Source organism: Corynebacterium sp. MSK012, assembly GCF_030232435.1.
In the GTDB taxonomy this organism is placed as follows: domain Bacteria; phylum Actinomycetota; class Actinomycetes; order Mycobacteriales; family Mycobacteriaceae; genus Corynebacterium; species Corynebacterium jeikeium_D.
Map to the genome: position 1 here is coordinate 1 of NZ_JASPJU010000004.1, position 25,771 is coordinate 25,771.

The window sequence follows — 25,771 nt, forward strand, 5'->3', positions numbered from 1 at the left end:
CTCACGTCCAACTGCGCTTGCTGATGCCCCGTTGGCGATGTGTTGAAGCGCAATCGGTTTGATGGCACTGTATTTCGTTCGGCGGGTTTGCTTCACTACTTCTCCTGGTCGAAAGTGGTGATGCATTCACCGCCTGAACCTACCGCACAAAATTTGCCACGAAAGTGTCATAAACCTAGTCAGTAACTTGGGCACTAGCTCGGCCTCAAGCTCAGAAGGACCGTGGGGCACGGTCACACGGGTCCCGTAAACCACGCAAACTACAAAAACCACGCAAGCCCCAAAAGTTTTCCCCCGACTGGGTGCTCAGCCGAAAAGGAATGGAACCGCGAGGGCAATTTCCGCGCCTTATTAAATAGGGGCCACAAAACAGTGCCACAAAAATAGGGACGAAATAACTACCACGGGGCAACAGCCACAGGACAACAACCACGGGGCGGGGGAGAAATGGTCAACAAGAAACGCAAGCAACTGGTGGCGGACCAGTTTGGAATCATTAGGCCAGATGACCAGCCGGGGAATGGATACCGCGAGGTCGCAAGGCAAGCGCGGGCCGGTTATCTGGAGCGGCTTTGCCGAGGTCACTATGTAGTCGCGCACGCCTGGGAGGGGCTCCACCGCGAGAAACGCCTGGCTATTACTGCTTTGGCGGTGGTCTCCGAGACGTCGTCAGGCGTTATTTCGGGAGCTGCAGCGCTGGCCTTGCACGGTTCGTGGGTGCTGGTGCGCGATGCGAAGATTGTGGTCGTGGGCGGGAGTCAGGAGTTCCACGGCATCGACTATTGCATGCGCCTGCGCTCGGAGATCCATCTGGATCACACGCAGGGGCTCGCGGACCGGCGGGTCGCGGTGCTCGCGCGTGCGGCCTTCGATGAGTGTCGCGTCCGGTTCAGGCAGAAGGGGCCGGAGTCCGTGTCGTGGCGGGCGGCGGTGTTGGCTGTCGAAGGTGCGCTGCGGCATGGCGCCACGCGCGATCAGCTTGAGGAGCTCCCGGCGCATTATCCCAGCGTGCGGGGCCAAGAGCTGTTTCATCGTGCGCTCGCGGTCTGTCATGGTCGTTGCGAAACGCCCGGTGAGGCGCTGACTAAAGCCGCTCTTCTCGAACTCGGCCTGAAGTTCCACGAGCAAGCCGAAATCTGGACTCGCGGCACCAGCCACGATCCGCCGCACTTTCTCGCCCGCGTGGATTTTTATATCCCTGACCTGCTGCTTGTCGTGGAGTTCGATGGCCACATCAAGTATTCGGCAAGCGAGGTCGCGCCGACGCCTGCGGCTCAGTCCGAGCTGCTCACGCGGGAGACCTACCGCGAGCGTTCGCTGCGCGCAACGGGGCTGGATGTCGCGAGGGTGGTGTGGAAAGAGGTGGAATTGCACGCAGTTCGCTTATCGACGCTCCGTTCAATCCTCATCGAGCGCGAACGCGTGGTAGCCGCAGGTGGGGTGACTTTCCGTGCGGATGTGCGCAATGCTGGCCCGTTGATTGGGTAGTTGGGTAATTGGGTAGTGGGGCCGAGGGACCGCTGGATAGTTTGCCCCAAAAAGAAACTGACTAGGTTTATGACACTTTGAGCACAAATTTTGCCACGAAAGTGTCATAAACCTAGTCAGTAACTATGTGGAGTTTAAGCCAGTGCGCGGTTGACCGCGCTGGTGACTGCCTTCAGCGACGCGTAGGTGATAGAACCAGCGATGCCGGAGCCCCAGACCTTGGTGCCGTTGACATCTGCGAGGACGTAGGCCGCAGCCTCGGCGTCGTCACCTGCGGTGCGAGCGTGCTGGACGTACTCCTGAACCTCGACGTTGATGCCGAGCTTCTCCAGGGCGTTGGCGTAAGCGGCCAGCGGGCCGTTGCCGACACCCTCGACGGTCTGCTCTTTACCCTCGTAGACGATGTGAGCCTTGATCTTGGTGGCATCCGACTCGTTCTGAGGGGCATCGACAGTCAGGGCAATCTGCTCGAGCGGAGTTTCGCGGTCCAGGTACTCACCTGCGAAGATGTCCCAAATCGCCTTGGAGTTGACTTCGCCGCCCTCGGCGTCGGTGACTGCCTGCACGACGGAGGAGAACTCAACCTGCATGGAGCGCGGCAGGTTCATGCCGTGGTCCGTCTTCATGATGTAGGCCACGCCACCCTTGCCGGACTGGGAGTTCACGCGAATAACGGCCTCGTAAGAACGACCAACGTCCTTCGGGTCGATGGGCAGGTAAGGAACTTCCCAGGTCACCGCGCGCAGGTCCTCGTCGGAAAGCTCCTTGACGGCAGCGCCCGGGCGGACCTTGTCTGCCATTGCGTCGAGGCCCTTGTTCACGGCGTCCTGGTGGGAACCGGAGAAAGCGGTGAAGACCAGGTCGCCGCCGTACGGGTGGCGCTCCGGAACGCGCAGCTGGTTGCAGTACTCGACGGTGCGGCGGATCATATCGATGTCGGAAAAGTCGATTTGCGGGTCGACTCCCTGGGTCAGCATGTTCAGGCCCAGGGTGACCAGGCAGACGTTACCGGTGCGCTCGCCGTTGCCGAAGAGGCAGCCCTCGATGCGGTCAGCGCCGGCCATGTAGCCGAGCTCAGCGGTGGCGATGCCGGTGCCGCGGTCGTTGTGCGGGTGCAGCGACAGAATGATGGAGTCGCGGCGGTTGAGGTTGCGGTGCATCCACTCGATGGAGTCTGCGTAGACGTTCGGAGTGATCATCTCCACGGTCGACGGCAGGTTGATGATGATTGGGTTGTCCGGAGTCGGGTCGATGACATCAACCACGGCGTCGACAACTTCCTTGGCGTACTCAACCTCGGTGCCGGTGTAGGACTCCGGCGAGTACTCCCAGCGCCAGTTGGTGTCCGGGTAGTCCTTCGCGATGGTCTTAATCAGCTCCGCGGCGTCGGTGGCAATCTTCTTGATTGCGTCCTTGTCCTTACGGAACACAACATCGCGCTGCAGGATCGAGGTGGAGTTGTAGAAGTGAACGATGACGTTCTTTGCGCCGGCACATGCCTCGAAGGTGCGGCGGATCAGGTGCTCGCGAGCCTGAACCAGAACCTGGATGGTGACATCGTCCGGGATCATGTTCTTCTCAATGATCTCGCGCACGAAGTTGTAGTCAGTCTGGGAAGCGGACGGGAATCCGACCTCAATTTCCTTGTATCCCATCTGGACCAGCAGCTCGAACATGCGGCGCTTGCGCTCCGGGCTCATCGGATCAATCAGTGCCTGGTTGCCGTCGCGCAGGTCGACGGCACACCAAACCGGTGCCTTAGTAATGCGCTTGTCCGGCCAGGTGCGGTCCTTCAGCTGGAAGTCCTGAACTTCCTGGTCGTAAGGCAGGTAGCGGTTGGTTGCCATCTGGGAGTTGCGCTGCTTATTCCAAGCAGGCTGTCCTTCCGGAATCTCGCCAGCAGGAGTGGAGATTACAGAAGGAGCGGAAATAAAAGCGTCGGAAGGAGACATGTTGTGGGCCTTTCTAATTCGGACTTTTCTTGTAGGCCGGCACAACTAACCCCGCGACGGGGAGCCGGCCTTAAACCCAAGCCCCGCCGCGGCATAGAAGCAGTAGTCCGCGTTGCATGTGATGTACCTTACCCCTTTGTTTATATGATTTTCATCATTCGGGGGTTTTAGTGGGGGAAATATGCGCGGGTTTCTGTGCCGTAAGAGTTCTGCGTCGTTAGGGGCTGTGCGGTGGGGCTCCGTGCAGTGAAAGGCGTTGCCGACGGCCCCGCCCATCGATAGTTCTAAAGCTAGGACCAATGTATTTAGTGGATTAAAGATGATAGCGTCCTTAAGGTGCAAACTAGCTGGTCTATTCTTAAGCGAGACTTGCGCCGATTCCGCAATAGCCCAAGAGTGTGGGTAATCATCATCGGCGTGATGATCACCCCTGCCTTGTACTCCTGGTTCAACATCCCGGGCTTCTGGGATCCGTACGAGCACACCGAGAACATCGGTGTGGCAATTGTGAATGAGGACAAGGGCGCGAGTTCCTCGGTTACCGGAAGCCTCAATATCGGTAACCAGGTGGTCAAACAACTAAAACAAAATCATGAACTGGGCTGGCAGTTCCCCGATGCCGAGAAGGCAGACCGGGACCTAAAGCGCGGCAGGGTCTATGCCGAAATCACCATTCCGCCGAATTTCTCGCAGGAAATGGTTGACCTGATTCAAGGGCAGGGGCATCCAGCAAAGCTGAAATACCGCGCTAACCAGAAGATCAACGCGATCTCGCCGCACATCACGGCGCAGGGCGCGTCCGGTATTGATGGTCAGATTTCCGCTTCCTTTAATAAGGAGATTGCGAAGGCGGTCACCGAGGAGGTTAAGGAAGCTGGCGGCCTGCTGCAGGGCCGGTTCGATGCGGCTCGTCTCAATTCCGCTGACGCTTTCCAGGATGTCGCCGATGCGGTTGCCAATAGCCGCGATGAAGTCGGTGCTATCCAGGAGCAGATTGGCAATCTGCAGCCGACGATTGCGCAGATCAAGAAGACTCTCGGCAGCGTGGACACGGCCCTCGATGACGCCCAGGATGCGTTGACGCAGGTGCAGGCGATTACTGGTGAGCTCAACAACGAGGTCCTGAATTTCTCCGCGGATCTCAACGACGCCTACTTGCAGGGCAGCACCGCTCTGGTGGAGGGCACCGGTAACGCCAACGCCGCGATTGGCGCGATGACTGGCAATCTGCAGGGCGCAATTTCCCGTTCGGATTCTGCGACGGCTGCGGCGGAGGACATCGTCAACCAGGCGGATCAGGTCATTGGTGGGCTGAATTCCCTGCTGGAGGCCAACCCGCTCAATGGCCCGGATAAGCAGGCAATCCAGCGCACCATCGATGCGCTCGACGAGAGCAACGCCACCAATAAAGAGCTGGTGGAGGGCCTGAAGAACGTCTCCGGCTCGGCGCAGGGAACTCTTGACTCCCTCAACGCCACCAGCGAGGCATTGGCGCAGGCCACTAAGGACGGCAAGGCCGCCTCGGATCAGATTCGTCAGGCGTCCCAGGACGCACTCCCGCAGTTGAGCAAGGCGCTTAATCAGCTCAACGCGCGCGTGGGTTCGTACGCGGCGGCGCTGGGCGCGCAAAAGGACACCGTCAAGGAAACGTCCGCGCTTCTCGACGCTACGAGTGGGCAGCTTTCCGCTGCGACTCAGGTCCTCGAGAGCTTCAAGGCTGACCTTGATGGCGTACGCGATGGCCTGGAAACCGCGCGTCTCGATGTTCTTACCCTGGGTACCACCGAAGAGCGCGAAGCCATGAACATGGTCAATGACCTCGACCCCGAGGGAATTTCGCAGTTCCTGAGCGATCCGGCCGAGATCCAGACTGAGGCCGTGTTCCCGGTGGATCACTACGGCTCGGGTATGGCGGCGCTGTTTACCAACCTGTCGTTGTGGATTGGTGCGTTCATTCTGATTGTGATTTTCCGCGTGGAAGTCGACGCGGAAGGTTTCAAGGAAATCACGGTGGGCCAGGCGTACATGGGCCGCACATTGCTGCTGGGCATCATCGCTACTTTCCAGGCGCTGATTGTCTCTATCGGTGACATCGTCATTGGTGTGCAGCATGTCAGCGCGGTTGCGTTCGTCCTCACCTGTGTCGTGGTGGAGTTGTGTTATCTCGCCATTATTTACAGTTTGGTGGCGGCGTTTGGCCACGTGGGACGTGGTATTGCCGTAGTGCTCGCGTTTATTCAGATTCCTGGCGCCGCCGGTCTCTATCCAATTGAGATGACCCCGGACTTCTTCCAGGCGCTGAATCCGTTCTTGCCGTTGACCTACGGCATTGATGCTCTCCGCGAGACCATTGGTGGTTTCTACTCGAATTACTACCTGAAGAACATGCTCACCTTGATGGCCATGGCAGTGGTCGCCTACGTGGTCGGTTACTGGCTGCGCCGCAGCCTGTCCTCGGTCAATGTCTTGGTTAACCACCAGCTTGAAGAGGGCGGACTGGTCAACAACGAAGAAGTCCACCTGGTCGGTAGCGGATACAAGCTCAGTGACCTCGTCTTTGCGCTGCGTAACCGCGAGGAGTACCAATCGCGAGTCGACGAGCGGATGGAGAATCTGCGTGGCAGCTACACGCTGTTCATGCGCATGGCCATTGGCATCGCCGTGGCCGCCCTGGTGGTGCTGGGTATTTTGGCCCGTAACTACCCGGATCAGAAGGCCCTGTTCTTCGGTCTGGCTTGCCTGTTTGTGCTGCTCTGCCTCGCCTACATCGCGGTGCGCGAGTACGTCAAGCAGTCTGTGATTCACGCCCAGGAGCTCAGCGAGATGTCGGAGGAGGAGCTGCGCGCCTACATGGAGCACCAGACTTCCCATCCGCATGCGTACTCGTTGGAAAATGCTGGCGATACGTTTGAGCCACAGACGAAGGTGTCGTCGGCAAGCGTGAAGACTTCCCCAGAAGGTGAAGCCTAATGAGAAACGTTCTTGAAATTGTGCGGAACGACTTTCGGGTGATCCGCCAGAACACGATGACCGGCATCATGGTTTTCGGTCTGGTGCTGATTCCGCTGCTGTTCACCTGCTTTAATGTGCTGGCCAGCTGGGAGCCGTTTGAGAACACCGAAAAGCTGAAGATTGCGGTCGCCAGTAATGACCGTGGTCATCGCACGGATATCGGTGCGATTGACGTCAACTTGGGCAATGAGGTGCTGTCGAAGCTGAGCCGTAACCACGAAATTGACTGGCAGATTACGGATTCTGAGGACGCCATCGACGGCACTAAGTCCGGTGACTACTACGCGGCAATCGTGCTTCCGGAGAACTTCAGTACTGAACTGATGACCTTCTACGTCCGGGGCACCAAGGCGCCTAAGCTGACGCTCTATACGAATGAGAAGAAGAACGCGCTTTCGTCAATCATTACGAGTAAGGGCGCGAGTGGCGTTATTCAGGAGATTGACAAGAACTTCACGCAGGTCGTCGCCAGTGTTGGGCTGGGCGTGATCACCTCGCTGGATGAGTATCTAAACACCTCCGACTCCAAGCAGGCACTGACGCGCGTGCAAAACCGCGTTGATGACACCGCCGCGCGGCTGCGCTCCGGTGCGCAGACTGCTCGTTCGCTGTCCACGCTGGTGGAGACCACCGTGCCACTGGTGGAGACTGCGGATTCCATCTTGGAAAACGCTGGTGCGCGGATGGATATTCTGCGCAACGGTTCGGGTGACGGCAACGTCGCCGGCGATCTGGAGGCCGCGGTCGGCAATGTTCGCGGCTCGGTTAGCACGGCGCTCGACGCAACGCAGGCGAGCTATGAAGGCGTGCGCGACCGGGTCAACGAGCTTGTCGACGGCACCCAGGCCACCAGCGGCGCGACCGCGGATACCTTTGATGCGATGGCGGCCAAGTTCGGCCAGCAGGCCGACGGCCTGACTGCGATGCGCGACCGCCTGGAAGACACCGTTGGGGCAGTGGTTCCGGGTATCGCGAAGCCGGGCTATGACCATGCAATCTCCGACTTGAACACCTCGATCGCTCGCACCCGTGGGCTGCAGGAGAGTTTCTCCGCCGTGGCGGCGGATTTGCGCGGTGGCCGGGATACGGGATCGTCGATAAGCCAGGCGAAGGACGCTTTCACGGCTGCGATTGCCGCTGTGGAAAATGCCAAAAACTCCTACGAGCAGAACCTGCGCCCGCAGATCGACGCACTGTCGGAGCCGGTGTCGCGTCTGAGCAACGACATCGAGGTCATTGGCGAGGACATTCGCGGCATCCGCGGTACGATTTCCGGCTCGCCGGTGGATACGCTTCGTAAGACCAGCGCCGCCACGATGGGTCTGAGCACCCGCTTTGATGATTTGGCCGCTCGCTTCGACGAGATTCACAACGCGCTGGAAGAGGCGAAGGACACCGGTGACCTCTCGCGAATTGCTGAGGCCGTCGGTGATGACCCAAGTGCCCTGGCAGCGCAGTTGGCCGCGCCGGTGCAGGTCGAGGAAGACCCCGTCTTCCCAGTCCAGAGCTTCGGTGCGGGTATGGCGCCGTTCTATGCGACCCTCGCGCTGTGGATCGGTGCGCTGCTGTCGTCGGTACTGATCCGCACCACGGTCCGTAGCCGCGACGGTCAGAAGGTCGGCGATGATGAGGCCGAGAATGTGGTCAGCGATGCAGTCGATGATGCGCAGGGCGATGCAGCCAGCGATGAAATCGACGAGCCGACCAGTGACGCACAAATCAACGCTGCGCAGGCCGAGGACTACACCCGCGTCGAGAAATACTTCGGCCGGTTCGCCACCTTCGCCAGCGTGGGCCTGGTTCAGTCCACACTGATGGTGTTGGGACTCCAGGTGTACGTGGGCATCGAGCCCGCGCACCGATTCCTGATGCTGCTGGCCGGCTGGGTGATTTCGCTGGTGTTTATGATGATTGTCTTCTCGTTCGTCTTCACCTTCGACAACGCCGGCAAGGCCATCTGCGTGCTGTTGCTGGTGATGCAGGTCTCGGCCGCAGGTGGCGCGTATCCGCTGCCGCTGGTGCCACAGTGGGTCCAGAACATTAGCCCTTGGCTGCCGGGTACCTACGCGATCGATATGTTCCGCAGCTCCATCGCCGGTATCTATGAGGCAGACTACTGGAAGCTGATGTTCATGTTGGCGCTGTTCATCATCCCGTCGCTGATTCTGGCGCTGGGCCTTCAGCGCATCTTTGAAAAGGGAATCAACGAGATCAAGAACGCAATCGAGGAGACGAAGGTGATGGCGACTTCGTAAGGGGGCCTAATCCTCCGCCTCGTCATTCCCTGTCTCGTCGCTCTCGCGCTCGGCTTCCGGCTCGCCCTTGCCGTCGCGCGAGAGCTTCCGCAGCCACCAAATCAGCAGCGCAATGATCACCGCCGCTGCTGCCAGGATGGCCCACATCCACCACTGCCACTGCGAACCGCTGCCGTCGAACACGGACTCCTCGTCAGGATCCATCGGCACCTGATGCCCCGTCACCAGCAGTCGGTGCGTGTTAATGCCGTAAGGCGTGCACGTAATCAGGGTGATCAGGTCTTCTCCGGGGACGCGTCGTAAAGCATCGGTTTCATCCGGCTTTACGACGGCTACGTCGTGGACCTCATACTTCAATTTGTGACCCGCGACTGCGATGTAGAACGCGTCGCCCTTCTTGACCTTGTCGAGGTTGTCCCACAGCGTCGCATTTTGCAGACCCGTATGCGCGGACAGCGACGCGTGACGACCTTCACCCTCGCCCACGCCGCCGACCGGGAAGTCGGTGCCGTAGAGGTGACCGACACCGCGCGAGAGCGACTTTTCCGACGTGCCATGGAAAATGGGCAGGTCAGAGTTGATGGACGGGATGACGATGCGACCGAGCGCGTCGGTCTCGCCAAGCACGTCGAGGTAGTGGCGGTAGCGCTGGTACTCCGGGGAAGACTCGTCATCGGAGGTGGTCCAGGCATCGCCGGGATTGACCTCGCCGAGGCTGGCGTTGTACTCGTGGGCCTCGTTCCAGGCGGTGTCCAAGACCTCAGGAGGAGCGGATTTCTCCAGCTTGGAGTACTCATCTGCGGCGCGGGCCTGCAGGAAGTTGTTCCACTGCGTTGCGACAACCGGGTACAGCAGCACGCCCAAACCGCCAATGATCAACAGCAGGGCGATGATGGTGTTCGAGTTGAGCTTCTTGCCCTTTTGGGGCTTTGCTTTGGTGTTGGTTGCGGCGGTTTTGGTTGCGGCGCTGGTGCTGTTTGCGCGTTCGGACTTCCGCTTAGATGTCGGTTTGGATGCCCGCTTGGAAGTTGCCCGCTTGGAATGGGAATGACGCCCCATCGAGTCCTACCTTTGGTGACCTTGTGCATAGCGGCCACGGGTCTTTCTCACCAGGGATAATTCCCGGGCAGGGGATAGCCAGGCCGACAAATCGCTAACGACTTAATAAGTGCACATACCAATTTAGGTCATGCAACCCGGGAGAGCTGAACTCTACTTACCGAGCGGTGGCATCGGTGGAGTCTGTGGTGGTGATTTCGGTGCTTGGGGCGTCGGTGGTTGCGGTGCTTGTGGTGTCGGTGGTCGCGGTGTCTGCGGTGTTTTCGGTGCTTGGGGCGCTTGTGGAGGCTGTGGCGGTGGCTTCTGCCGGCCGAGCCGCCAGGGCAATAGTGGCAGAAATCATGGTCGCCAGTGCGATAAACAGCGCCACCCACTGCACACCAACTGCCTGGAAGCGTTCACCAAGAACGATGTATCCCAAGCTGAAGGCAACAATCGGCTCCACGACGGTCATAGCTGGTAGCGAAGCCTGCAACGGTCCCGCGTTAAAAGCCGCCTGCTGCAGGCCGACGCCAATAACCGCCAGTGCCACCAGCAGCCAGAGTTCCCAGGAGAGCAGGAGCTGGACGAGTCCGTCGTTGACATAGGTATCGACCACCGACTTAGACAGCAGCGCGACGAAGCCGTACAGCCAGCCGGTTGCCGTGCCGAGCAGCAGGGCCTTCGGGTTCTGGCGTAGCACTCCGCGCTGTTTGGTGTCTGAGCCGCCGCCGGTGCCGGTGCCGGTGTTGGGCCACTGAACTGCAGCGGCGTACAGTCCGCAGGTGACCACGCCACCGGCGGCAAGAGCCCATCCCCACAGGTAGGTGGGGATATCGGTGGAGCCGGCAGTCGGCTTGCCGAGCAACACCAGCGTCGCCACCGCAAAAGTAAGCGCCACGGACCAAATCATCTCTGACCGCGAAATCCGCCGACCATTGACCTTCGCCGCCAGCGGGAGCGTGAGCATCAGCTTCATAACCAACAACGGCTGTACCAGGAGCAACGTGCCAAATGCCAACGCTGCGACCTGAAATACATACCCGGCAATCGCCAAAGTCGAGCCTAGCCACCAGCGTGGCAGCTTCAGGGTCTTCGCCACTCCGCGAAGTGTGCTGGTGCCCTCTTCCAGTGTTCCGGAGAGGTTGTGGCGGATGACGGTTCCCCACGCGATGCTGAGTGCGGACAGCAGTGCCAGTATCGCAGCGAGAAGGTCATTGTTCACGTAGGGAATGCTAGGCATGCAACACTTGTCATGTCCACTTCGCAGGGGTTGGGCGGGGCAGTGGTTGGTGCCCGCAGCGCCTCGGGAATTAGCTGGTTCGGCCGATATGCTGACTGAGCTCGGGCCGGGGAGCCCGGAGTGGAGCTGGCTGAGCCCGGAGTTCTTGGCACAGTACCGAGAGTTACTGACTAGGTTTATGTCAGTTTTGACAAGTTTCAGGGCATATTTTTGTCATAAACTTAGTCAGTTTCACATTTGCAGCCCGCAGCAGCGTCCGATCCGCACCCAACCCATGCCCAATAACCCCGCAACCCCTACGCAACCCATTCCAAACCCTCCACACAACCCCCGCAAGCTACGTTTTGGTAACCCACTATGTAATTACGAATGCGACTCAAGTAAATTGAGTCAATAATAGTTACGTGCATATAGTTGCCTAGTTTTTGGAGGTTGCCGACCATGGCACTGGTTGTGCAGAAGTACGGTGGTTCATCCCTGGAGAGCGCCGAACGCATTCGTCGTGTTGCAGAACGAATTGTGGAAACCAAAAAGCAGGGCAATGACGTCGTGGTTGTGTGCTCCGCAATGGGCGACACCACCGATGAGCTTCTGGACCTCGCTGAGCAGGTCAACCCGGTCCCGCCGGGACGCGAGATGGATATGCTCCTGACCGCCGGTGAGCGTATTTCTAATGCACTGGTCGCTATGGCGATTGCAAGCCTCGGCGCCTCGGCTCGGTCTTTCACCGGTTCACAGGCCGGCGTGATCACCACGGAGCGCCACGGTAACGCCCGCATTGTCGAGGTCACTCCAGGTCGCGTCCGCGAGGCCCTCGATGAGGGCCATATCTGCCTGGTGGCCGGTTTCCAGGGGGTGAACCGCGAGACCAAGGATGTCACTACGCTGGGCCGTGGTGGCTCGGATACCACTGCGGTCGCGCTCGCGGCAGCTCTGGAGGCAGATGTCTGCGAGATTTACTCCGACGTGGACGGCGTGTACACCGCGGATCCGCGCATTGTGCCGGACGCACAGCGTTTGGACAACATTTCCTTCGAGGAGATGTTGGAGATGGCCGCGGTTGGCGCGAAGATTTTGCAGCTGCGAAGTGTCGAATACGCCCGCGCGTTTAATGTCCCGTTGCGTGTGCGTTCGTCGTATAGCAATGAACTTGGCACCCTTGTTGATGGATCGATGGAGGATATCCCTATGGAAGAAGCAGTGTTGACCGGTGTGGCGCATGACCGCTCCGAGGCGAAGGTGACCGTGCTGGGCATTCCGGATGATCCGGGCCAGGCGGCGAAGATGTTCCGTGCTGTTGCGGATGCGGAGATCAACATCGATATGGTGCTGCAGAACGTCTCCACCGTCGCGGATAACCGCACTGACATTACTTTCACGTGCCCGCGCGAGGATGCTCCGAAGGCGATGGCGTTGCTGAAGAAGCTGCAGGCTGACAACGACTGGAAGGACGTGCTTTACGACGATCACGTGGGCAAGGTCTCCTTGGTCGGTGCTGGCATGAAGTCCCACCCGGGTGTGACTGCGACGTTCTGTGAGGCGCTCGCTGATGAGGGTGTGAATATCGATCTGATTTCCACTTCTGAGATTCGTATCTCGGTGCTGGTTAATGACCAGGATGTCGACAAGTCTGTGAAGGCCCTGCACGACGCTTTCAATCTCGGTGGAGACACTGAGGCTGTTGTTTACGCTGGTACGGGACGTTAAGGAGTTTTCATGACCACGATTGCTGTTGTTGGTGCCACTGGTCAGGTTGGCCGTGTGATGCGCACCCTGTTGGCGGAGCGTAATTTCCCGGCCGATAAGGTTCGTTTCTTCGCTTCTGCTCGTAGTGCGGGCAAGGAGTTGGAGTTCCGCGGCGAGAAGATTGTTGTCGAGGATGTCGCGGCTACTTCTGACGAGGATCTGAAGGGCATTGATGTCGCGGTGTTCTCCGCTGGCGGCACGCTGTCGAAGGAGCAGGCTCCGCGTTTTGCGGCTGCTGGCGCTGTTGTTGTTGATAACTCGTCGGCGTGGCGTAAGGATCCGGAGGTCCCGTTGGTGGTCTCCGAGGTCAACCCGGATGCTTTGCAGGACATCCCGAAGGGAATTGTCGCTAATCCGAACTGCACCACGATGGCCGCGATGCCGGTGCTCAAGCCGCTTCACGACGAGGCCGGGTTGCAGCGTCTGCGTGTGTCCTCCTACCAGGCCGTCTCGGGTTCGGGCCTTGCTGGCGTGAATACTCTGGCTGGCCAGGTGCGCGAGAACATCGACAACCTGGAGAAGCTGACCACTGATGGTTCGGCTCTGGTAGCGGAGGACTTTGGTCCGTACGTCGCACCGATTGCTTTCAACGCGCTGCCGGTGGCCGGCAACTTTGTTGATGATGGTTCGCTGGAGACCGATGAGGAGCAGAAGCTCCGCAATGAGTCCCGCAAGATTCTGTCTATCCCCGAGCTGGCTGTTGCTGGTACCTGTGTGCGTGTTCCGGTCTTCACTGGCCACACGCTGGTGATCCACACTGAGTTTGAGAATGCTCTGTCCGTGGAGAAGGCTACTGAGCTGCTGGAGTCCGCGCCGGGCGTGAAGGTCGTCGACGTTCCGAATCCGCTTGCTGCCGCTGGTGTGGATGAGTCCCTGGTGGGTCGTATCCGTGTCGACCAGTCGGTTCCGGAGGGGCGTGGCCTGGTGATGGTTGTCTCTGGCGACAATCTGCGTAAGGGCGCTGCGCTGAATACCATCCAGATTGCGGAGCTGTTGGTCGCTGACCAGTAGTTGAGCGCAGTACTTAAAAGCGCAAAAAGTTAAGCCTCGGCACTTAGCGAACTTCGTGCTCTCAATGACAACTACTCCCCACTAGTCGGTAACTGATTTCTCAGTCCAACTAATGGGGAGTAGTTCACATTGTTGCGGTAGGGGGCCTATTTTTTCTTATTGACGCCCACGCTTTCCGCTTGGCTGCAGCGCCAGCGGAATGTGAGATTGTGCGAGCGCAGTGCTGGGGGGGGATTGCGTCACGGGAGGCGCCGGCGCCCTATTTGGCGGCGTGAGGATGTGCAGATGTCGCTAGACCGGGGATGCGTGGCCGACGGCGCCGTATTTGGGGCGCTAGCAGGGGTGAATGTCGCTAGAACGGGAATGCGTTAAAGACACTGATTTGCAGCTCCGCAAAACTGCAGGTCAGGGAATTGTCGCAAAATTCGGAGGCGCGCCTGTGCTGACAGATTCCCGTTCTAGCGACATTTCGACCTTCGAAGTGCAACTTTTCCGACAGTTGGTGCCACGAGTTGCAATAGCGCGAGCATCTCGGCATTGAGAGCCAGGGTGGCTAGGGTGGCCAGGGCGGTGACAGTGGCCAGGGTGGCTAGGGTGGCCAGCGTGGCGACGGTGGCCAGCGTGGCGACGGTGGCCAGGGCGGCGATGGAGTCGGTAGCGGCCGAGCAGGAAGCGGACTAATTTAGGGTAGCCTGTTGTGTGGTTAGCCTTACCTGTGTAATATAGGCTCGATTGCTGTGTTGGCCGTAGCCGAAAGAGGCCATCAGTCTCTTGGGGCTACGGGTACTTTACAGCGTTTCAAAGAGTTCCTTACGCGTTAGGTTTTCACATGTTTCGAAACAATTCGCTGACCCGTCGAGCGGCGCTGAAGACCGCCGCTGTCTTGGCAGCATCCACTCTTGTTCTGTCTGGTTGCTCCCGAGGCGACGACGCGGCGGCGTCAAAAAATGAGGGCACCGGGGACGAGCGCATCGCCGCAGTTGGCCTGGGAGACAGCGATACCTTGCTCGCTCTAGGCATCCAACCAGTCCTCGTAGCGCCCTGGGGTGCTGAGGGAGATGTTGATGCATCTGGCGTCGGCCCATGGGCTACCGAAAAGCTCGGTGACAACAAGCCTGAAGTGGTTTACGGTACTGCCAACGGATTCACTGCTGAAATCCTGGAGAAGATCTCCGCCGCTGATCCGGACAAGATCATTGCGGTGAACTCTGCCGTAGACGCGCAGGCGAAGAAGGCGCTTAATGACATCGCCCCAACCACCGTTAAGCCAGACGGTGCCACGGACTGGCAGATCCCCTGGCGGGATCAGGTCAACCAGATCGCCGGCGCTGTAGACAAGCAAGAAGAAGGCGACAAACTCGTCGAAGAAACGCAGAAGGCCTTCGATGATTTCCAACAGCAGCACCCTGAGCTCAAAGGCAAGCGTGCGGCTATCGTCATGCCTTATCAGGGAAAGATCGGCCTGTACACCTCCGGTGACGGTCGCGGGCAGTTTATCAAGAGTCTGGGCTTCGAGATCCCGAAGGAGCTCGAAGGTAACGGGGGCGAGTTCTACCGCGACATCGCACCTGAGAACTACAGCGACCTCAACAACGTCGATTACCTCTTCATCCTTGATTACCAGGGTGCCGCCGATACCTTGAAGAAGGATCCAACATTCAGCAAGCTGGACGTTGTTCGCGAAGGCAAGGTCCGCTGGATGGACGAAAACGTGGGCAATGCAATGAGTATGCCGAACCCATTGACCATCCCCTGGGCAGTCGACAAGTTCTCTGACGCAATTTAATTGAAAGTGTCCGTTTCAAGAACTCGACATTCTTTGGTGTTTTCCCGGCGTTTGCTTACTTCGGCCGCACTCGTTGGCTTGGCTTTGCTGCTGCTTGCCTCCCTGTACTTGGGTTCCAAAGATCTTTCCATTGGCGAAGTGACCAGCATCCTCATGCATGGTCCGCACCCATCTACGCAATCCGGCATCATTTGGGACTTGCGCGTTCCGCGCACCCTCTTGGCTGTGATCACAGGCGCAGCCCTGGCTATGGCGGGTGCCATTGCTCAGAGCTGGACCCGCAACCCCCTGGCAGATCCCGGCATTATCGGCGTGAACGCTGGAGCAAGTTTCGCAGTCGCTGCGGCACTGACCTTGGGCTGGGCAACGACGGTCGGGGAGCGGACACTTGTAGGGCTCGTCGGGGCGGCCGTCGCTGCCTTAATCGTGCTGTTGATTTCCCGCGTATCGCGTAACCCGCTAACTCTGGTACTCGTGGGCGTGGGAGTTACCTTCGCCCTGCAAGCGGCCACGAATATGCTGAGCCTCTATTCTTCCGACACCCTGGAAGGGCTCCGCCGCTGGACCGTTGGCTCTACAGCTGGGCGGGGTATGGAAGACGTGGCCTTAGCTGCTTTAGGTCTAGCACTAGGTGCTCTATGTGGTGCGCTTGCAGCACGCCCGCTGGATCTACTTGCGATGGGAGAGGACTCCGCCCGTTCCCTTGGCAGCTCGCCCACGAGAACCCGCTTGTTGGCTGCCGCAGCGGTGATCATCCTCGCCGGCTCGGCGACAGCCACTGTGGGGCTTGTGACATTCGTGGGCTTCGCCGTGCCACACCTACTACGCCCGTTTACCGGCCCGTCCCTGACTCGCCTCTTGCTGCCGACCGGCATTGTTGGTGGCGCGGCTGTGTTGCTAGCCGATATTGTGGGCCGCTTCGTCCTGCAGCCTAACGAGCTGGAAATGTCCATTGTCTTAGCTATTGTCGGTGCCCCAGTGATGATTCTGGCGGTGCGACGTAAGAAGAGTTCACCGACCTCGAATGACTCGGAGCTGACGATATGAGCGATATGACGTCTATCCGTAGTATTAAGCGTTCACGAAGCAGACGCGTCCTGGCGGCTTCGGCAGGGTTCGCCCTCATAGCGGCTCTTTGTTACTGCTTAATCCTGGGGCAAGGAGCGGTGAAGCTCAGCCCGATGGAAGTCATCGAGGTTCTCACCGGTGGGGGCACACAGCAAGCAATCAACGTGGTGTGGGATCTCCGCCTGCCTGTAGCAATCGCTACCGTTCTGGTCGGCGCGGCTCTAGGGCTGGCAGGTGCGTGGACTCAGACCATGGCCCGCAATCCGCTGGCCAGCCCGGACATTCTCGGTGTATCCGGCGGCGCGGCGGTTTTGGTTGTGGCGGGCACCGTAGTTACCCGCCCTGCATGGAGTGAGGGGGTGCCGACGTTCTGGTGGCGTGCTGCACTCGCTTTGCTTGGCGCACTAGTGATCGTTGGTTTGCTCGTTCTACTCGGTGGCTTCGGGACGTCGCAGCGCGTAGTGGTCATCGGCCTGGCACTGTCTTTCCTCACGCAGTCTTTAGTGCAGTATCTCCTGCTCCGGGCTGACTTAACTCGTGCCACGGATGCCCAAACTTGGCTCGCTGGGTCTACCGGCTTTGTGCGTATGGAAGCTTTGTTTCCTATGGTGTTGGGCCTGTTGCCCTTCGTAGTTTTAGGCCTTTGTGTTACGCGCGATGTCCCTCTTCTTTCTCATGATGACGCCACCGCGTCCACACTTGGGGTAAATGTCACGAGGGTGCGCGCTATTTTGCTCATTGCCGCAACGGGCATTGTCGCGGTGGTGGTTTCCTTTGTCGGCCCAATTGGATTCGTGGCACTATTGGCTCCTCAGCTGGCCAAGCTGGTGGCCGGAACGCCCACGCCCCATCCGTTGTGCTCTACTTTTGCAGGCGCTGCTCTATTAGCTGCGTGCGCCGTCGTGGCGGGCGCACTGCCATTTACATCCCCTGTGGGTTTGGTTACCGCCATCATCGGTGGCCCCGCGTTGGTGTTGCTTGTGTGGTTGGCGGCCCGTCGCGGAACTCTGAAAGGAATGGTTCAATGAACGTTCAAGTTGATCACGTCACCGTGGGCTACAACGACGGCCCAAGCATTGTTAAGGACGTGTCTTTCACTGCAGAGCCCGGGAAGGTCACCACGCTCTTAGGCCCCAATGGTTGTGGCAAGTCGACGTTGCTCAAGACGCTTTCTCGGCTGCTTGCTCCCGCCGAAGGACGGGTTCTTGTAGAGAAAAAGGACGTGCATAGTTTGCGGTCGCGCGAAGCCGCCCAACTAATTGCGCTTTTGCCACAACACCCGCTGTGTCCGGCGGGATTGACCGTTGGAGAACTTGTGGAGCGCGGACGGCACCCTTATCGTCGATCGCTCTGGGGTGGGGGAGCGACGGCGTCAGAAGATAAAGAAAAAGTGCGCGAGGCGCTGAAGAAGACGAAGGTTGACCATCTTGTTGCCCGCGACGTGGCGGAGCTTTCTGGCGGCCAGCGGCAGCGGGTCTGGATGGCGATGGTGTTGGCGCAGGATACGCCAATTGTGCTGTTGGACGAACCGACTACCTACCTAGATCCGGCACATGCGATAGAGATTCTAAGTATCGTGCGGGAGCTCGCTCAAGAGGGCAAGACGGTGATTACCGTACTTCATGATCTTGGCCTGGCGGGAGCTTTTAGCGACGAGATGATCGTCATGAAGGAAGGGGAAAAGATCGCCGAGGGTTCTCCAAAGGAGGCTCTGACGGTGGATGTGTTGCGCGAGGCATATGGCCTGAATGCCGAGGTGTGGGAAGATCCCCGCGGTATGGCTCCGATTATTGTGCCGCGAGGGATTGTGGCTAATTAAGGCCGTGCCCTGCCTAGGAACCAATAGGGGCACCACTGCACGGATTCGCTATTGAGGCCCCAGGTGTGAATTGCGTGGCGCCGTACTTCCTTGCAGAGCTGTCCTTCACCCGCGACCCAGACGTACTTCGACTGTGTTGCGGGGTGTTCGGCACGGTCCAGTTGCTGTAGGTGGGACATCACTGCCGTGCTGAAGTCCGTTGTAGCGCTAAACAGCACTTCTAGGCTGCCCAGCTTGCTCTCCCAGTCGGCGACGAGGGATGGCTCGAGGTCACCATGGTTCTCGGCGACCACTACGAGGTGTATGTCGCGCAACTGTTCCGGGGCAAACGCATCCGCGTAATCCAAAATGGCGCGAACGGAAGGTACGGCAGATGGGTCTGCGATAAGTGTTTGTGAACTTTGCGCGCGGTGCCAGAGGCCCTGGCATGTCCAGATGCCTACCTGGTCGCCAACACGAGTTGCAAGAGCCCAGGCGAGCCCTGGTCCGACGTGCTCATCCTTTGGATTTTTGACGCCATGTGTCGCCACGTCGAAAGTTATCTGTCCGCACTCGGGATCGAGTGAGCGTACGGTGTACCAACGTAAATTTGGGCGTTGGGTCTCCGGCATGGCTGTAACGCTTGCGCGGATATTGGCGCCACCTCCGTGGAGGGGTAAATGGAGATTCTCGCCGGGCTTAGCCGGCATAAAGAGGCCAAAGAATTCGTCCGGGCCGGAAAGCTGAAAGCCGACTAGCTCGGGGGAGCGGATGACAATCCTCTGCAGGTTTTCTGCCGGGGCGCTGACGTCATAAACAGTGGCGCGGATGATTCGATGGTGCGGTTCAGAAGGGGCGGCCAAGAGTAGGTGGTCAGAAAAGGCCGCGCGGTAGGCGGAAGTGTTCGTCGGAGTGTTCAGGGTAACTGGGTTCGAGGTCATAGTGGGAGTTAACTTACCCTTACCTAAAGCAAAAGTGAAAGGGTGAGGGGCAGAAAAAGCCCCGCGGGGATCCGAGGTGAACTGGTCCCCGAAAGTTGGACTGGTTTAACTCTAGGCGGTTAGGGCTTCAAGGGTCTGATTCCGATATTGCATCGGGGTCAGGCCCTTGAGTCGTTGTTGGACGCGTTCGGTGTTGTACCACTGGATGTATTCGTCGATTACTTGGTTGAACTCTGCGACCGTGTCGAAGACTTCACCGTGGTACATCTCGGTTTTCACGTGGCCGAAGAAGTTCTCCATGACCGCGTTGTCGTAACAGTTGGCTTTACGCGACATCGACTGAACACCGCCGTTGTCGCCGATCAGGTCACGCCACGAGGCATGCTGGTACTGGAAACCTTGATCGGTGTGCATCATCCACCCGGGTTCAGGTGCCCACGCCGCGATCACCTTGGGCAAAGAATCGGTGGTCAACGCTGTCGACGGCGATGTAGCCACAGTGTGGGCAACGATTGAGCGGTCGAACAAGTCCATCACCGGTGACAGGTAGACCTTGCGGCCTGCAACCCTGAACTCGGTGACGTCGCTGACAAAGACGGTATTTGGCTGATCCGGGGTGAACTTGCGGTCAAGCTTGTTGTCGGCAATGTGGCTGATCGTCCCGGTGTAGGAAACATAAGGTCTACGTTGGCGGATCTTGGCTCGCAGCCCCATCTCGCACATGAGTTTGTAGACGAGTTTGTGGTTGACCACCCACCCCTGGTTACGCAGGTCAAGTAGCACTCGCCGGTAGCCGTAGCGATGCTTGTTACGCTCGAAGCTTTCCCGAATCGCTTGCTTGAGCTCGGCGTGCTTATCTGGCTTACTGAGTCGTTGCTGGTGGTAGAAGAACGTCGACCGTGGCATACCTGCTGCCTCTAGCAGGTGCTCCAAGCGGTGGTGAGACTTGAGGATGACAATCGCCTGGACTTTCAGGCGCGTCCCTGATTCCTCAAGTCCCGCAATTTTTTTAGATAGGCATTTTCGGCCCGCAACCGTTCGTTTTCGCCACGCAGCTTGTCTTCCTCCGACAGCGGCTTCGGCGTGACCGATCCTTTGGGCCTGCCCTTCGGCTTCGGTTTCAACGCGTCATCGCCGTCTTTGCGCCATTTCCACGACCACCCGCGGACCAGCTGCTGTGATGACAGGCCAAATTCACGCGCAAGATCCATCGCTGTCTCGCCAGCAAGGTGGCGTTGGACAACTTCCTTCTTAATCTCAAACGAATACTGCTGCTTAGTCGGTTTCTCCACAAGACATAGCCTGCATGCAGCACAAACCGACAATAGAGCCGGCGCACAGCGTGTTTGGAGACACCCAGAGCATTAGCAGCGGCTCTATAGCCCATGCCTTGCTGAAATAGTTCAACCAACTGCTCGCGCTGATATTCACTTAGCGAACTTCGTGCTCTCAATGACAACTACTCCCCACTAGTCGGTAACTGATTTCTCAGTCCAACTAATGGGGAGCAGTTCATTAGGTGCCGAGGCTTTTCTGCTGGAAAAGGCGAGCCTGGTTTGGGGTGACCAAACGGCTAGCAATGTGACCCGTGACATGCGACGTTTGGGCATAAGTGCAGGTTAAATTTTGCCGTTATTCTGTTTCCAATTTCCTGGCTGAAGTGGGTCGAATTTCTATATTGTGACCGTTTTTCATCACCGGTACGGTTTTCGTGTGAGCACGGCAGTGGCCGCAAAGGAGAAGGCGAGAAGCCCTTTACCTTCAGCTCTGGGCATCGCGCCACACCATTTATCTACACTTCATTTTTCTAAAGGATCATCATGGATAACCTGTGCAATATCTGCGAACTGATTTCCTCCTTGCCAGCACCGGCTCCGCTGCCGGTACCTGAGTTCAACGTGAACTTCCCGGAGGGCCCACTGGTTCAGGTCGACTCACTGTTCCCGAACTTCCACTCTCTGACTGAGGGCGGCAACCTGGGTCTGCAGAACGTCGGTGGCGATCAGGACAACGCTCTGCAGAACGTTGGCGGCAACCAGGGTCTCCAGAACGCTGGCGGCGATCAGCTGAACGGCGGAGACCAGATTGGCGGCGACAAGCTGGACAAGGGCGACAAGGTCGGCGGCGACCAGGTTAACGACAAGGGCCAGATTGGTGAGCGTCAGTCCGGTTTCCAGACCGGTGGCCAGGACCAGAGCCTGCAAAACGTCGGTGGCGACCAGGGTCTGCAGAACGGTGGCCAGGAGCAGGGTCTCCAGACTGGCGGTAAGAACCAGAACGGCCTTCAGACTGGCGGCCAGGAGCAGGGCCTGCAGACCGGTGGTAAGAACCAGGGTGGCCTCCAGACTGGCGGCCAGGAGCAGGGTGCCCAGACCGGCGGCAACAACCAGGGTGGCCTGCTGGCCGAGGACGGTGCGGGTGACAACCTGCCAGTCGACCTGGACCTCACCGGTGCAAAGGCTATCTAAGGCCGTTTAAGCTGACTTAGGCACTGCACTGCGCAGAAATTAGCTTGCGCGGCGTTTAGCGCGTAACAGCGCACGAGCGCCTTCTCACTCCTGTGGAGTGGGGAGGCGCTTTTTGCGTTTTTAGCTGGCGACGTTGGGTCGATCCGAGTTACTGACTGCGTTTATGACAAAAATGGCCCGAAAAATGGCTTGAAAGTGTCATAAACTCGCACAGTTTCACACTTGCAGCCCTCTATTCGGGCGCGATTTACATAACGTGATCTGTTGGAATGTCTTGAATCGGATCCACTTTTGTCTATTAACTGCGGATGGAGAGGGCTGGGGGTGGAGAGGCGATTATTTACGCAGCCGCAATTAACGCACAATTATGTGGCTTATTAAATGCGCCTAGGGGGTGTTTTTGCAAATGGCTCAGAGGTGTCATTATTGCGTTCGGAAAATTATTGGGGTGCATTTTCATTAGATGGGGGTGGGGTGTCGGCTGTGCCTTATCTCACAATTATAAGAATCGTGACATGGGAGACATTTCAACCCGAATTAATGGGTGGAAATTTATTGAAAAATCTTCATATCTGCAGGTAATGGAGGTTTATCTGGGCTGAATGGCTAGGCGTCGTAGAGGAAGGTGGAATGTTGGTATTTGTCCGTTGTCCATATGGCTACCCCTGAAAAAATATCCAAACAACAATTATCGGCATTGAAATAAAGGGAAATAGGGGTGTCAATTAAATGGCTCAACAAACATAAAATGTATTTGTTATATTCGGGGGCGGCCAACGCTATAAATGAGAATTAGAAGGCGATGTCAACTGGGCTACCTGTGATGGGGGCTGGAGACGCTTATGCGTGGTCATTGATTGTTCATTGAAGGCTGGAAAGGTAGCGAAAGGTGTATAACGCACTGAAATCGAAGGAAGGGGGAGGGCTCATGTTCGGTCGTTTTACAAACGAGAAGCGCTGGTTGGCGCTTTTTAGCTTCATGGCTGTGCTCGCTCTTTTCTTCGCTAAATCTCCAATAATTGCGCATGCGCAGGATGCAGAAGACACTGGCGAAACCCTGACAATCCAGAAGATTTTGAGTGTTCCTGGAACCGTTAAGGGTGTTGAAGCCAATGGAAATGTCCGTGATTTTGAGCCACTCATTGCGGCATTTGACGAGGCGGCAACTCCATTTGGTAGCCACAAAATGGGTTACTGCATTGAGGCCAGCGTCGCCGGTGATCTTTATGACACCGGTCGTGTGCAGAACTTCAGTCAGTTCTCGCGCAGTACAGATACCAATAACAAGCTGCGGAACGACTTTGACCGATACCGGAAGCTCAACTGGATTGCGCACCACGGTTCTCCAGCTGTTGGTTTGGATGAACTGGGGAAGGCAGCTGGAGTTAAAGGACGTCTGAAAGTGCTGGACGCCAATAACGCAACTCAATTCGCTCTGTGGCACTTCTCCGATGGCATTGACTTCTCCCAGGGCATTCACAACCCATCGACGAAGGCTGTCTACGACTACCTCACTGGTCCGGCTAACGTCGGTCAGGGCACTGTCGATGGCACGAACCGCACTGGCTACATTTTCAACAATGGTAAGAAACAAGACATCATTGTGATTGACAATGTCACTCCGTCTTCCGGTGAAGTTCCGGCAGAGCCGACGAAGCCGTCCGAGCCAGAAAAGCCAACCGAACCGGAGCAGCCAACCGAACCGGAAAAGCCGACTACTCCGACCACGCCTGCGGAGACCACGACCCCGTCCGAGTCGACCAAGCCGTCCGAGCCGGAGAAGCCGACCACGCGTAAGCCGTCGATCTCCACTCAGGCTCGCCTGAACGGCAACAAGATTGTTGCGGGCGCTGTGGTTAAGGACATCGTGAAGTTCACCGACCTGGTTCCGGGTAAGAACTACCGCCTGGACGCCACCCTGGTGGACAAGACCAATGCTGATCGCATCTTGGGGACCGGCAGCGTGGAATTCACTCCGGAGACCTCTTCGGGTGAGCAGGCTGTCATGATTACCGTCTCCGATGATGTAGATGAGCCGGTTACCGCTGCTGTTGCATTTGAAAAGCTGACCTCGACAGAGGTCACCGCCGATGGCCAGGACAACACCGATGGTCAGCGGGTAGAAATCGCTACCCACGAGGACATCAACGACGCAGCTCAGACCGTTCACGGCGAAAAGCCGGAGCAGCCGTCGACCTCCGAAGAGACCCCGACGAGCGAAGAGACAACCGAGGAGACGACCGAGGAGACAACGGAGCCGTCGTCCAGCGAGACCACTACTTCTGAGACCAGTGAGTCGGAGGCTCCGACGACGTCGGAAAGCGAAGAGCAGCCGAGCTCTTCGACGACTACTCCTAACACCTCCGAGTCCACGAAGCCGGCCGCTCCGACGGAACCGACCGAGCCGACTGACAGCACTGAGTCGCAGACCACGGAACCGACGGAGCCGACTGAGACTACCGAACCGTCTAAGCCGAGCGAACCCGCTGATACGCCGCTGGAGCCGGAGCTGCGCACGGTAGCCGAGCTTCAGGGCAACCGCATTGAGGCTAATGCCAAGGTTGTCGACACCGTGCATTTCGAGGGCCTGGTGCCTGGTAAGAACTACACCCTCTCCGGTGAACTGGTTAATAAGGCTGATGGCTCTGTGATTGGTCATGGCGAGGCGACGTTCAAGCCGACGTCGGCAAGCGGTACTGTGACTGTCACTCTTGAGGTGTCTGACTCTGTTAAGACTCCTGTTGCTGAGGCTGTAGTGTTCGAGCACCTGACCTCTGATGAGGTTGACTCGACTGGTAAGGAAAGCGCTGGTCAGGTCAATGAGATCGCTGACCACGCAGATATCAACGACGCTAGCCAGACCGTGACCGGCGAGGTTCCGGAGAAGCCGGAAGACACTCCGACTGAGGAAAGCGAAACTCCGTCCGAGGAGACGACCGCACCGGAGACCAGCTCGACTGAGCCGACCACGTCCACGGTTCCGGCAACGCCGAGCGACGATGAGCCGTCCGAGCAGCCGGAGACGACACAGCCGGAAGAGCCGTCTGAGACGACAACTCCGTCTACGTCCGAGTCCGAAAAGCCGAGCAAGCCGAGCAAGCCGAGCAAGCCGACTAAGCCCGCTCAGCCGGAAAAGCCGAGCAAGCCGTCGAAGCCTGCTCAGCCGGAGAAGCCGTCCAAGCCGACGAAGCCTGCCCAGCCGGAAAAACCGAGCAAGCCGACCAAGCCCGCTCAGCCAGAGAAGCCGAGCAAGCCGACTAAGCCCGCTCAGCCGGAAAAGCCGAGCAAGCCGAGCCACCCGAGCACCCCAGCTCAGTCTGAGGGCAACCCAGCCATCACGACTACTGCCGGCATTGCCGGGAAGGGTCTGGTTGAGAAGGGTGCTGTCGTTATCGACACCGTGCACTTCACTGGCCTGAAGCCGGGCACGAAGTACACGTTGACCGGTGAGCTGATGTGCAAGGAGACGGGCAAGTCCACTGGCGCTAGGAGCCGCCTGCACTTTGTGCCGACGGCATCCGCCGGCACGGTTGATGTTCCGATCATCATCACCGACGGCGACTGCGCTTCTCAGGTTGCCTTCGAGACTCTGACCGATGCCAATGGCAAGGAAGTTGCTGTTCACAAGGACATCAACTCTGCGGAGCAGACTGTCACGAACGGCAAGACCCCGGAGAACACGCCATCTGAGCAGCCGAAGGATGAGGGCGAGCAGAACACGCCTAACGACGATTCCTCTGCACCTACCAGCGACTCTGCCACCCCGACCACTGTGATTAATCAGCACTCGGAGCAGAACAACACCAACGTCACCATCATCGGTGGCACTGGCCAGGACAAGCAGAAGAATCACGGAAAGCCGTTGGCTCCGAACTCGGAACGACGTGCAATTAGTTCGGTTCCGTCTGGCCCGACCGGTTTGGCTACTCACGCTCTGCCGACGGTAGCCACGAACTAAGGAGATC

The 25,771-nt window shown here is 58.3% G+C and carries 15 protein-coding genes and 1 pseudogene; 11 read left to right on the forward strand and 5 right to left on the reverse strand.

What is annotated here, in order from left to right:
* Nucleotides 1–447 precede the first annotated feature (447 nt).
* The gene (locus tag QP977_RS03170) at nt 448–1,488 is read left to right on the forward strand and encodes a hypothetical protein (protein WP_070566811.1); all 1,041 of its coding nucleotides are present in this window, start codon (nt 448–450) and stop codon (nt 1,486–1,488) included.
* Between the two features lie 134 nt (nt 1,489–1,622).
* On the opposite strand, the gene leuA is transcribed toward QP977_RS03170, so the two are convergent.
* The gene (gene leuA, locus QP977_RS03175) at nt 1,623–3,440 is read right to left on the reverse strand and encodes a 2-isopropylmalate synthase (RefSeq protein ID WP_284847127.1); all 1,818 of its coding nucleotides are present in this window, start codon (nt 3,438–3,440) and stop codon (nt 1,623–1,625) included.
* A 336-nt stretch (nt 3,441–3,776) separates the two neighbouring features.
* Between leuA and QP977_RS03180 the strand changes: the two genes are divergently transcribed.
* Both QP977_RS03180 and QP977_RS03185 read left to right on the forward strand, forming a co-directional pair.
* On the forward strand, nt 3,777–6,410 hold the full coding sequence (locus QP977_RS03180; RefSeq protein WP_284847128.1) for a YhgE/Pip domain-containing protein: 2,634 nt from the start codon (nt 3,777–3,779) through the stop codon (nt 6,408–6,410).
* Complete coding sequence (locus QP977_RS03185) at nt 6,410–8,707, forward strand: YhgE/Pip domain-containing protein (protein ID WP_284847129.1); 2,298 nt, start codon at nt 6,410–6,412, stop codon at nt 8,705–8,707. Before QP977_RS03180 ends, QP977_RS03185 begins: the two co-directional genes overlap by 1 nt.
* Before the next feature lie 6 nt (nt 8,708–8,713).
* On the opposite strand, the gene QP977_RS03190 is transcribed toward QP977_RS03185, so the two are convergent.
* Both QP977_RS03190 and QP977_RS03195 read right to left on the reverse strand, forming a co-directional pair.
* Nucleotides 8,714–9,766 (reverse strand): class C sortase, encoded by a 1,053-nt coding sequence (locus QP977_RS03190; protein ID WP_284847130.1) that lies wholly within the window; start codon nt 9,764–9,766, stop codon nt 8,714–8,716.
* A 157-nt stretch (nt 9,767–9,923) separates the two neighbouring features.
* On the reverse strand, nt 9,924–10,970 hold the full coding sequence (locus QP977_RS03195; protein ID WP_284847131.1) for a DMT family transporter: 1,047 nt from the start codon (nt 10,968–10,970) through the stop codon (nt 9,924–9,926).
* 459 nt (nt 10,971–11,429) lie between these two features.
* On the opposite strand from QP977_RS03195, the gene QP977_RS03200 reads away from it, so the two are divergent.
* The 6 genes from QP977_RS03200 to QP977_RS03225 all read left to right on the forward strand — a co-directional run bounded on the left by QP977_RS03200 (nt 11,430) and on the right by QP977_RS03225 (nt 18,418).
* Nucleotides 11,430–12,695, forward strand: a complete 1,266-nt coding sequence (locus tag QP977_RS03200) for an aspartate kinase (protein ID WP_016421883.1) — start codon at nt 11,430–11,432, stop codon at nt 12,693–12,695.
* A 9-nt stretch (nt 12,696–12,704) separates the two neighbouring features.
* Entirely contained in the window at nt 12,705–13,745 is a 1,041-nt protein-coding gene (locus QP977_RS03205; protein WP_069359031.1) for an aspartate-semialdehyde dehydrogenase, read from the forward strand.
* 829 nt (nt 13,746–14,574) lie between these two features.
* On the forward strand, nt 14,575–15,531 hold the full coding sequence (locus QP977_RS03210; protein WP_016421885.1) for an iron-siderophore ABC transporter substrate-binding protein: 957 nt from the start codon (nt 14,575–14,577) through the stop codon (nt 15,529–15,531).
* A 51-nt stretch (nt 15,532–15,582) separates the two neighbouring features.
* On the forward strand, nt 15,583–16,578 hold the full coding sequence (locus tag QP977_RS03215; RefSeq protein WP_222865141.1) for a FecCD family ABC transporter permease: 996 nt from the start codon (nt 15,583–15,585) through the stop codon (nt 16,576–16,578).
* Nucleotides 16,575–17,627: a FecCD family ABC transporter permease gene (locus QP977_RS03220; protein ID WP_016421887.1), complete on the forward strand. Its 1,053-nt coding sequence runs from the start codon at nt 16,575–16,577 to the stop codon at nt 17,625–17,627. Before QP977_RS03215 ends, QP977_RS03220 begins: the two co-directional genes overlap by 4 nt.
* On the forward strand, nt 17,624–18,418 hold the full coding sequence (locus tag QP977_RS03225) for an ABC transporter ATP-binding protein (protein ID WP_016421888.1): 795 nt from the start codon (nt 17,624–17,626) through the stop codon (nt 18,416–18,418). Before QP977_RS03220 ends, QP977_RS03225 begins: the two co-directional genes overlap by 4 nt.
* On the opposite strand, the gene QP977_RS03230 is transcribed toward QP977_RS03225, so the two are convergent.
* Together QP977_RS03230 and QP977_RS03235 are read right to left on the reverse strand one after the other, a co-directional pair.
* Entirely contained in the window at nt 18,415–19,338 is a 924-nt protein-coding gene (locus tag QP977_RS03230) for a siderophore-interacting protein (RefSeq protein ID WP_016421889.1), read from the reverse strand. The two genes, QP977_RS03225 and QP977_RS03230, sit on opposite strands and share 4 nt — an antisense overlap.
* Nucleotides 19,339–19,449: 111 nt before the next feature.
* A pseudogene (locus QP977_RS03235) lies at nt 19,450–20,703 on the reverse strand (IS3 family transposase).
* Nucleotides 20,704–21,158: 455 nt separating this feature from the next.
* Between QP977_RS03235 and QP977_RS03240 the strand changes: the two are divergent.
* Nucleotides 21,159–21,806 carry a hypothetical protein gene (locus QP977_RS03240; protein WP_049171148.1) on the forward strand — a complete coding sequence of 216 codons (648 nt, stop codon included), beginning with the start codon at nt 21,159–21,161 and terminating at the stop codon, nt 21,804–21,806.
* A 928-nt stretch (nt 21,807–22,734) separates the two neighbouring features.
* The gene (locus QP977_RS03245; protein ID WP_284847132.1) at nt 22,735–25,764 is read left to right on the forward strand and encodes a VaFE repeat-containing surface-anchored protein; all 3,030 of its coding nucleotides are present in this window, start codon (nt 22,735–22,737) and stop codon (nt 25,762–25,764) included.
* The last annotated feature ends 7 nt before the right edge of the window (nt 25,765–25,771 follow it).

What these genes read in the sequence shown, in the direction of transcription:
- QP977_RS03170 (WP_070566811.1), top strand. Translation starts at nt 448, where the DNA reads ATGGTCAACAAGAAACGCAAGCAACTGGTGGCGGACCAGTTTGGAATC.
- leuA (WP_284847127.1), bottom strand. Translation starts at nt 3,440, where the DNA reads ATGTCTCCTTCCGACGCTTTTATTTCCGCTCCTTCTGTAATCTCCACT.
- QP977_RS03185 (WP_284847129.1), top strand. Translation starts at nt 6,410, where the DNA reads ATGAGAAACGTTCTTGAAATTGTGCGGAACGACTTTCGGGTGATCCGC.
- QP977_RS03190 (WP_284847130.1), bottom strand. Translation starts at nt 9,766, where the DNA reads ATGGGGCGTCATTCCCATTCCAAGCGGGCAACTTCCAAGCGGGCATCC.
- QP977_RS03200 (WP_016421883.1), top strand. Translation starts at nt 11,430, where the DNA reads ATGGCACTGGTTGTGCAGAAGTACGGTGGTTCATCCCTGGAGAGCGCC.
- QP977_RS03205 (WP_069359031.1), top strand. Translation starts at nt 12,705, where the DNA reads ATGACCACGATTGCTGTTGTTGGTGCCACTGGTCAGGTTGGCCGTGTG.
- QP977_RS03210 (WP_016421885.1), top strand. Translation starts at nt 14,575, where the DNA reads ATGTTTCGAAACAATTCGCTGACCCGTCGAGCGGCGCTGAAGACCGCC.
- QP977_RS03220 (WP_016421887.1), top strand. Translation starts at nt 16,575, where the DNA reads ATGAGCGATATGACGTCTATCCGTAGTATTAAGCGTTCACGAAGCAGA.
- QP977_RS03225 (WP_016421888.1), top strand. Translation starts at nt 17,624, where the DNA reads ATGAACGTTCAAGTTGATCACGTCACCGTGGGCTACAACGACGGCCCA.
- QP977_RS03230 (WP_016421889.1), bottom strand. Translation starts at nt 19,338, where the DNA reads ATGACCTCGAACCCAGTTACCCTGAACACTCCGACGAACACTTCCGCC.
- QP977_RS03240 (WP_049171148.1), top strand. Translation starts at nt 21,159, where the DNA reads ATGGATAACCTGTGCAATATCTGCGAACTGATTTCCTCCTTGCCAGCA.
- QP977_RS03245 (WP_284847132.1), top strand. Translation starts at nt 22,735, where the DNA reads ATGTTCGGTCGTTTTACAAACGAGAAGCGCTGGTTGGCGCTTTTTAGC.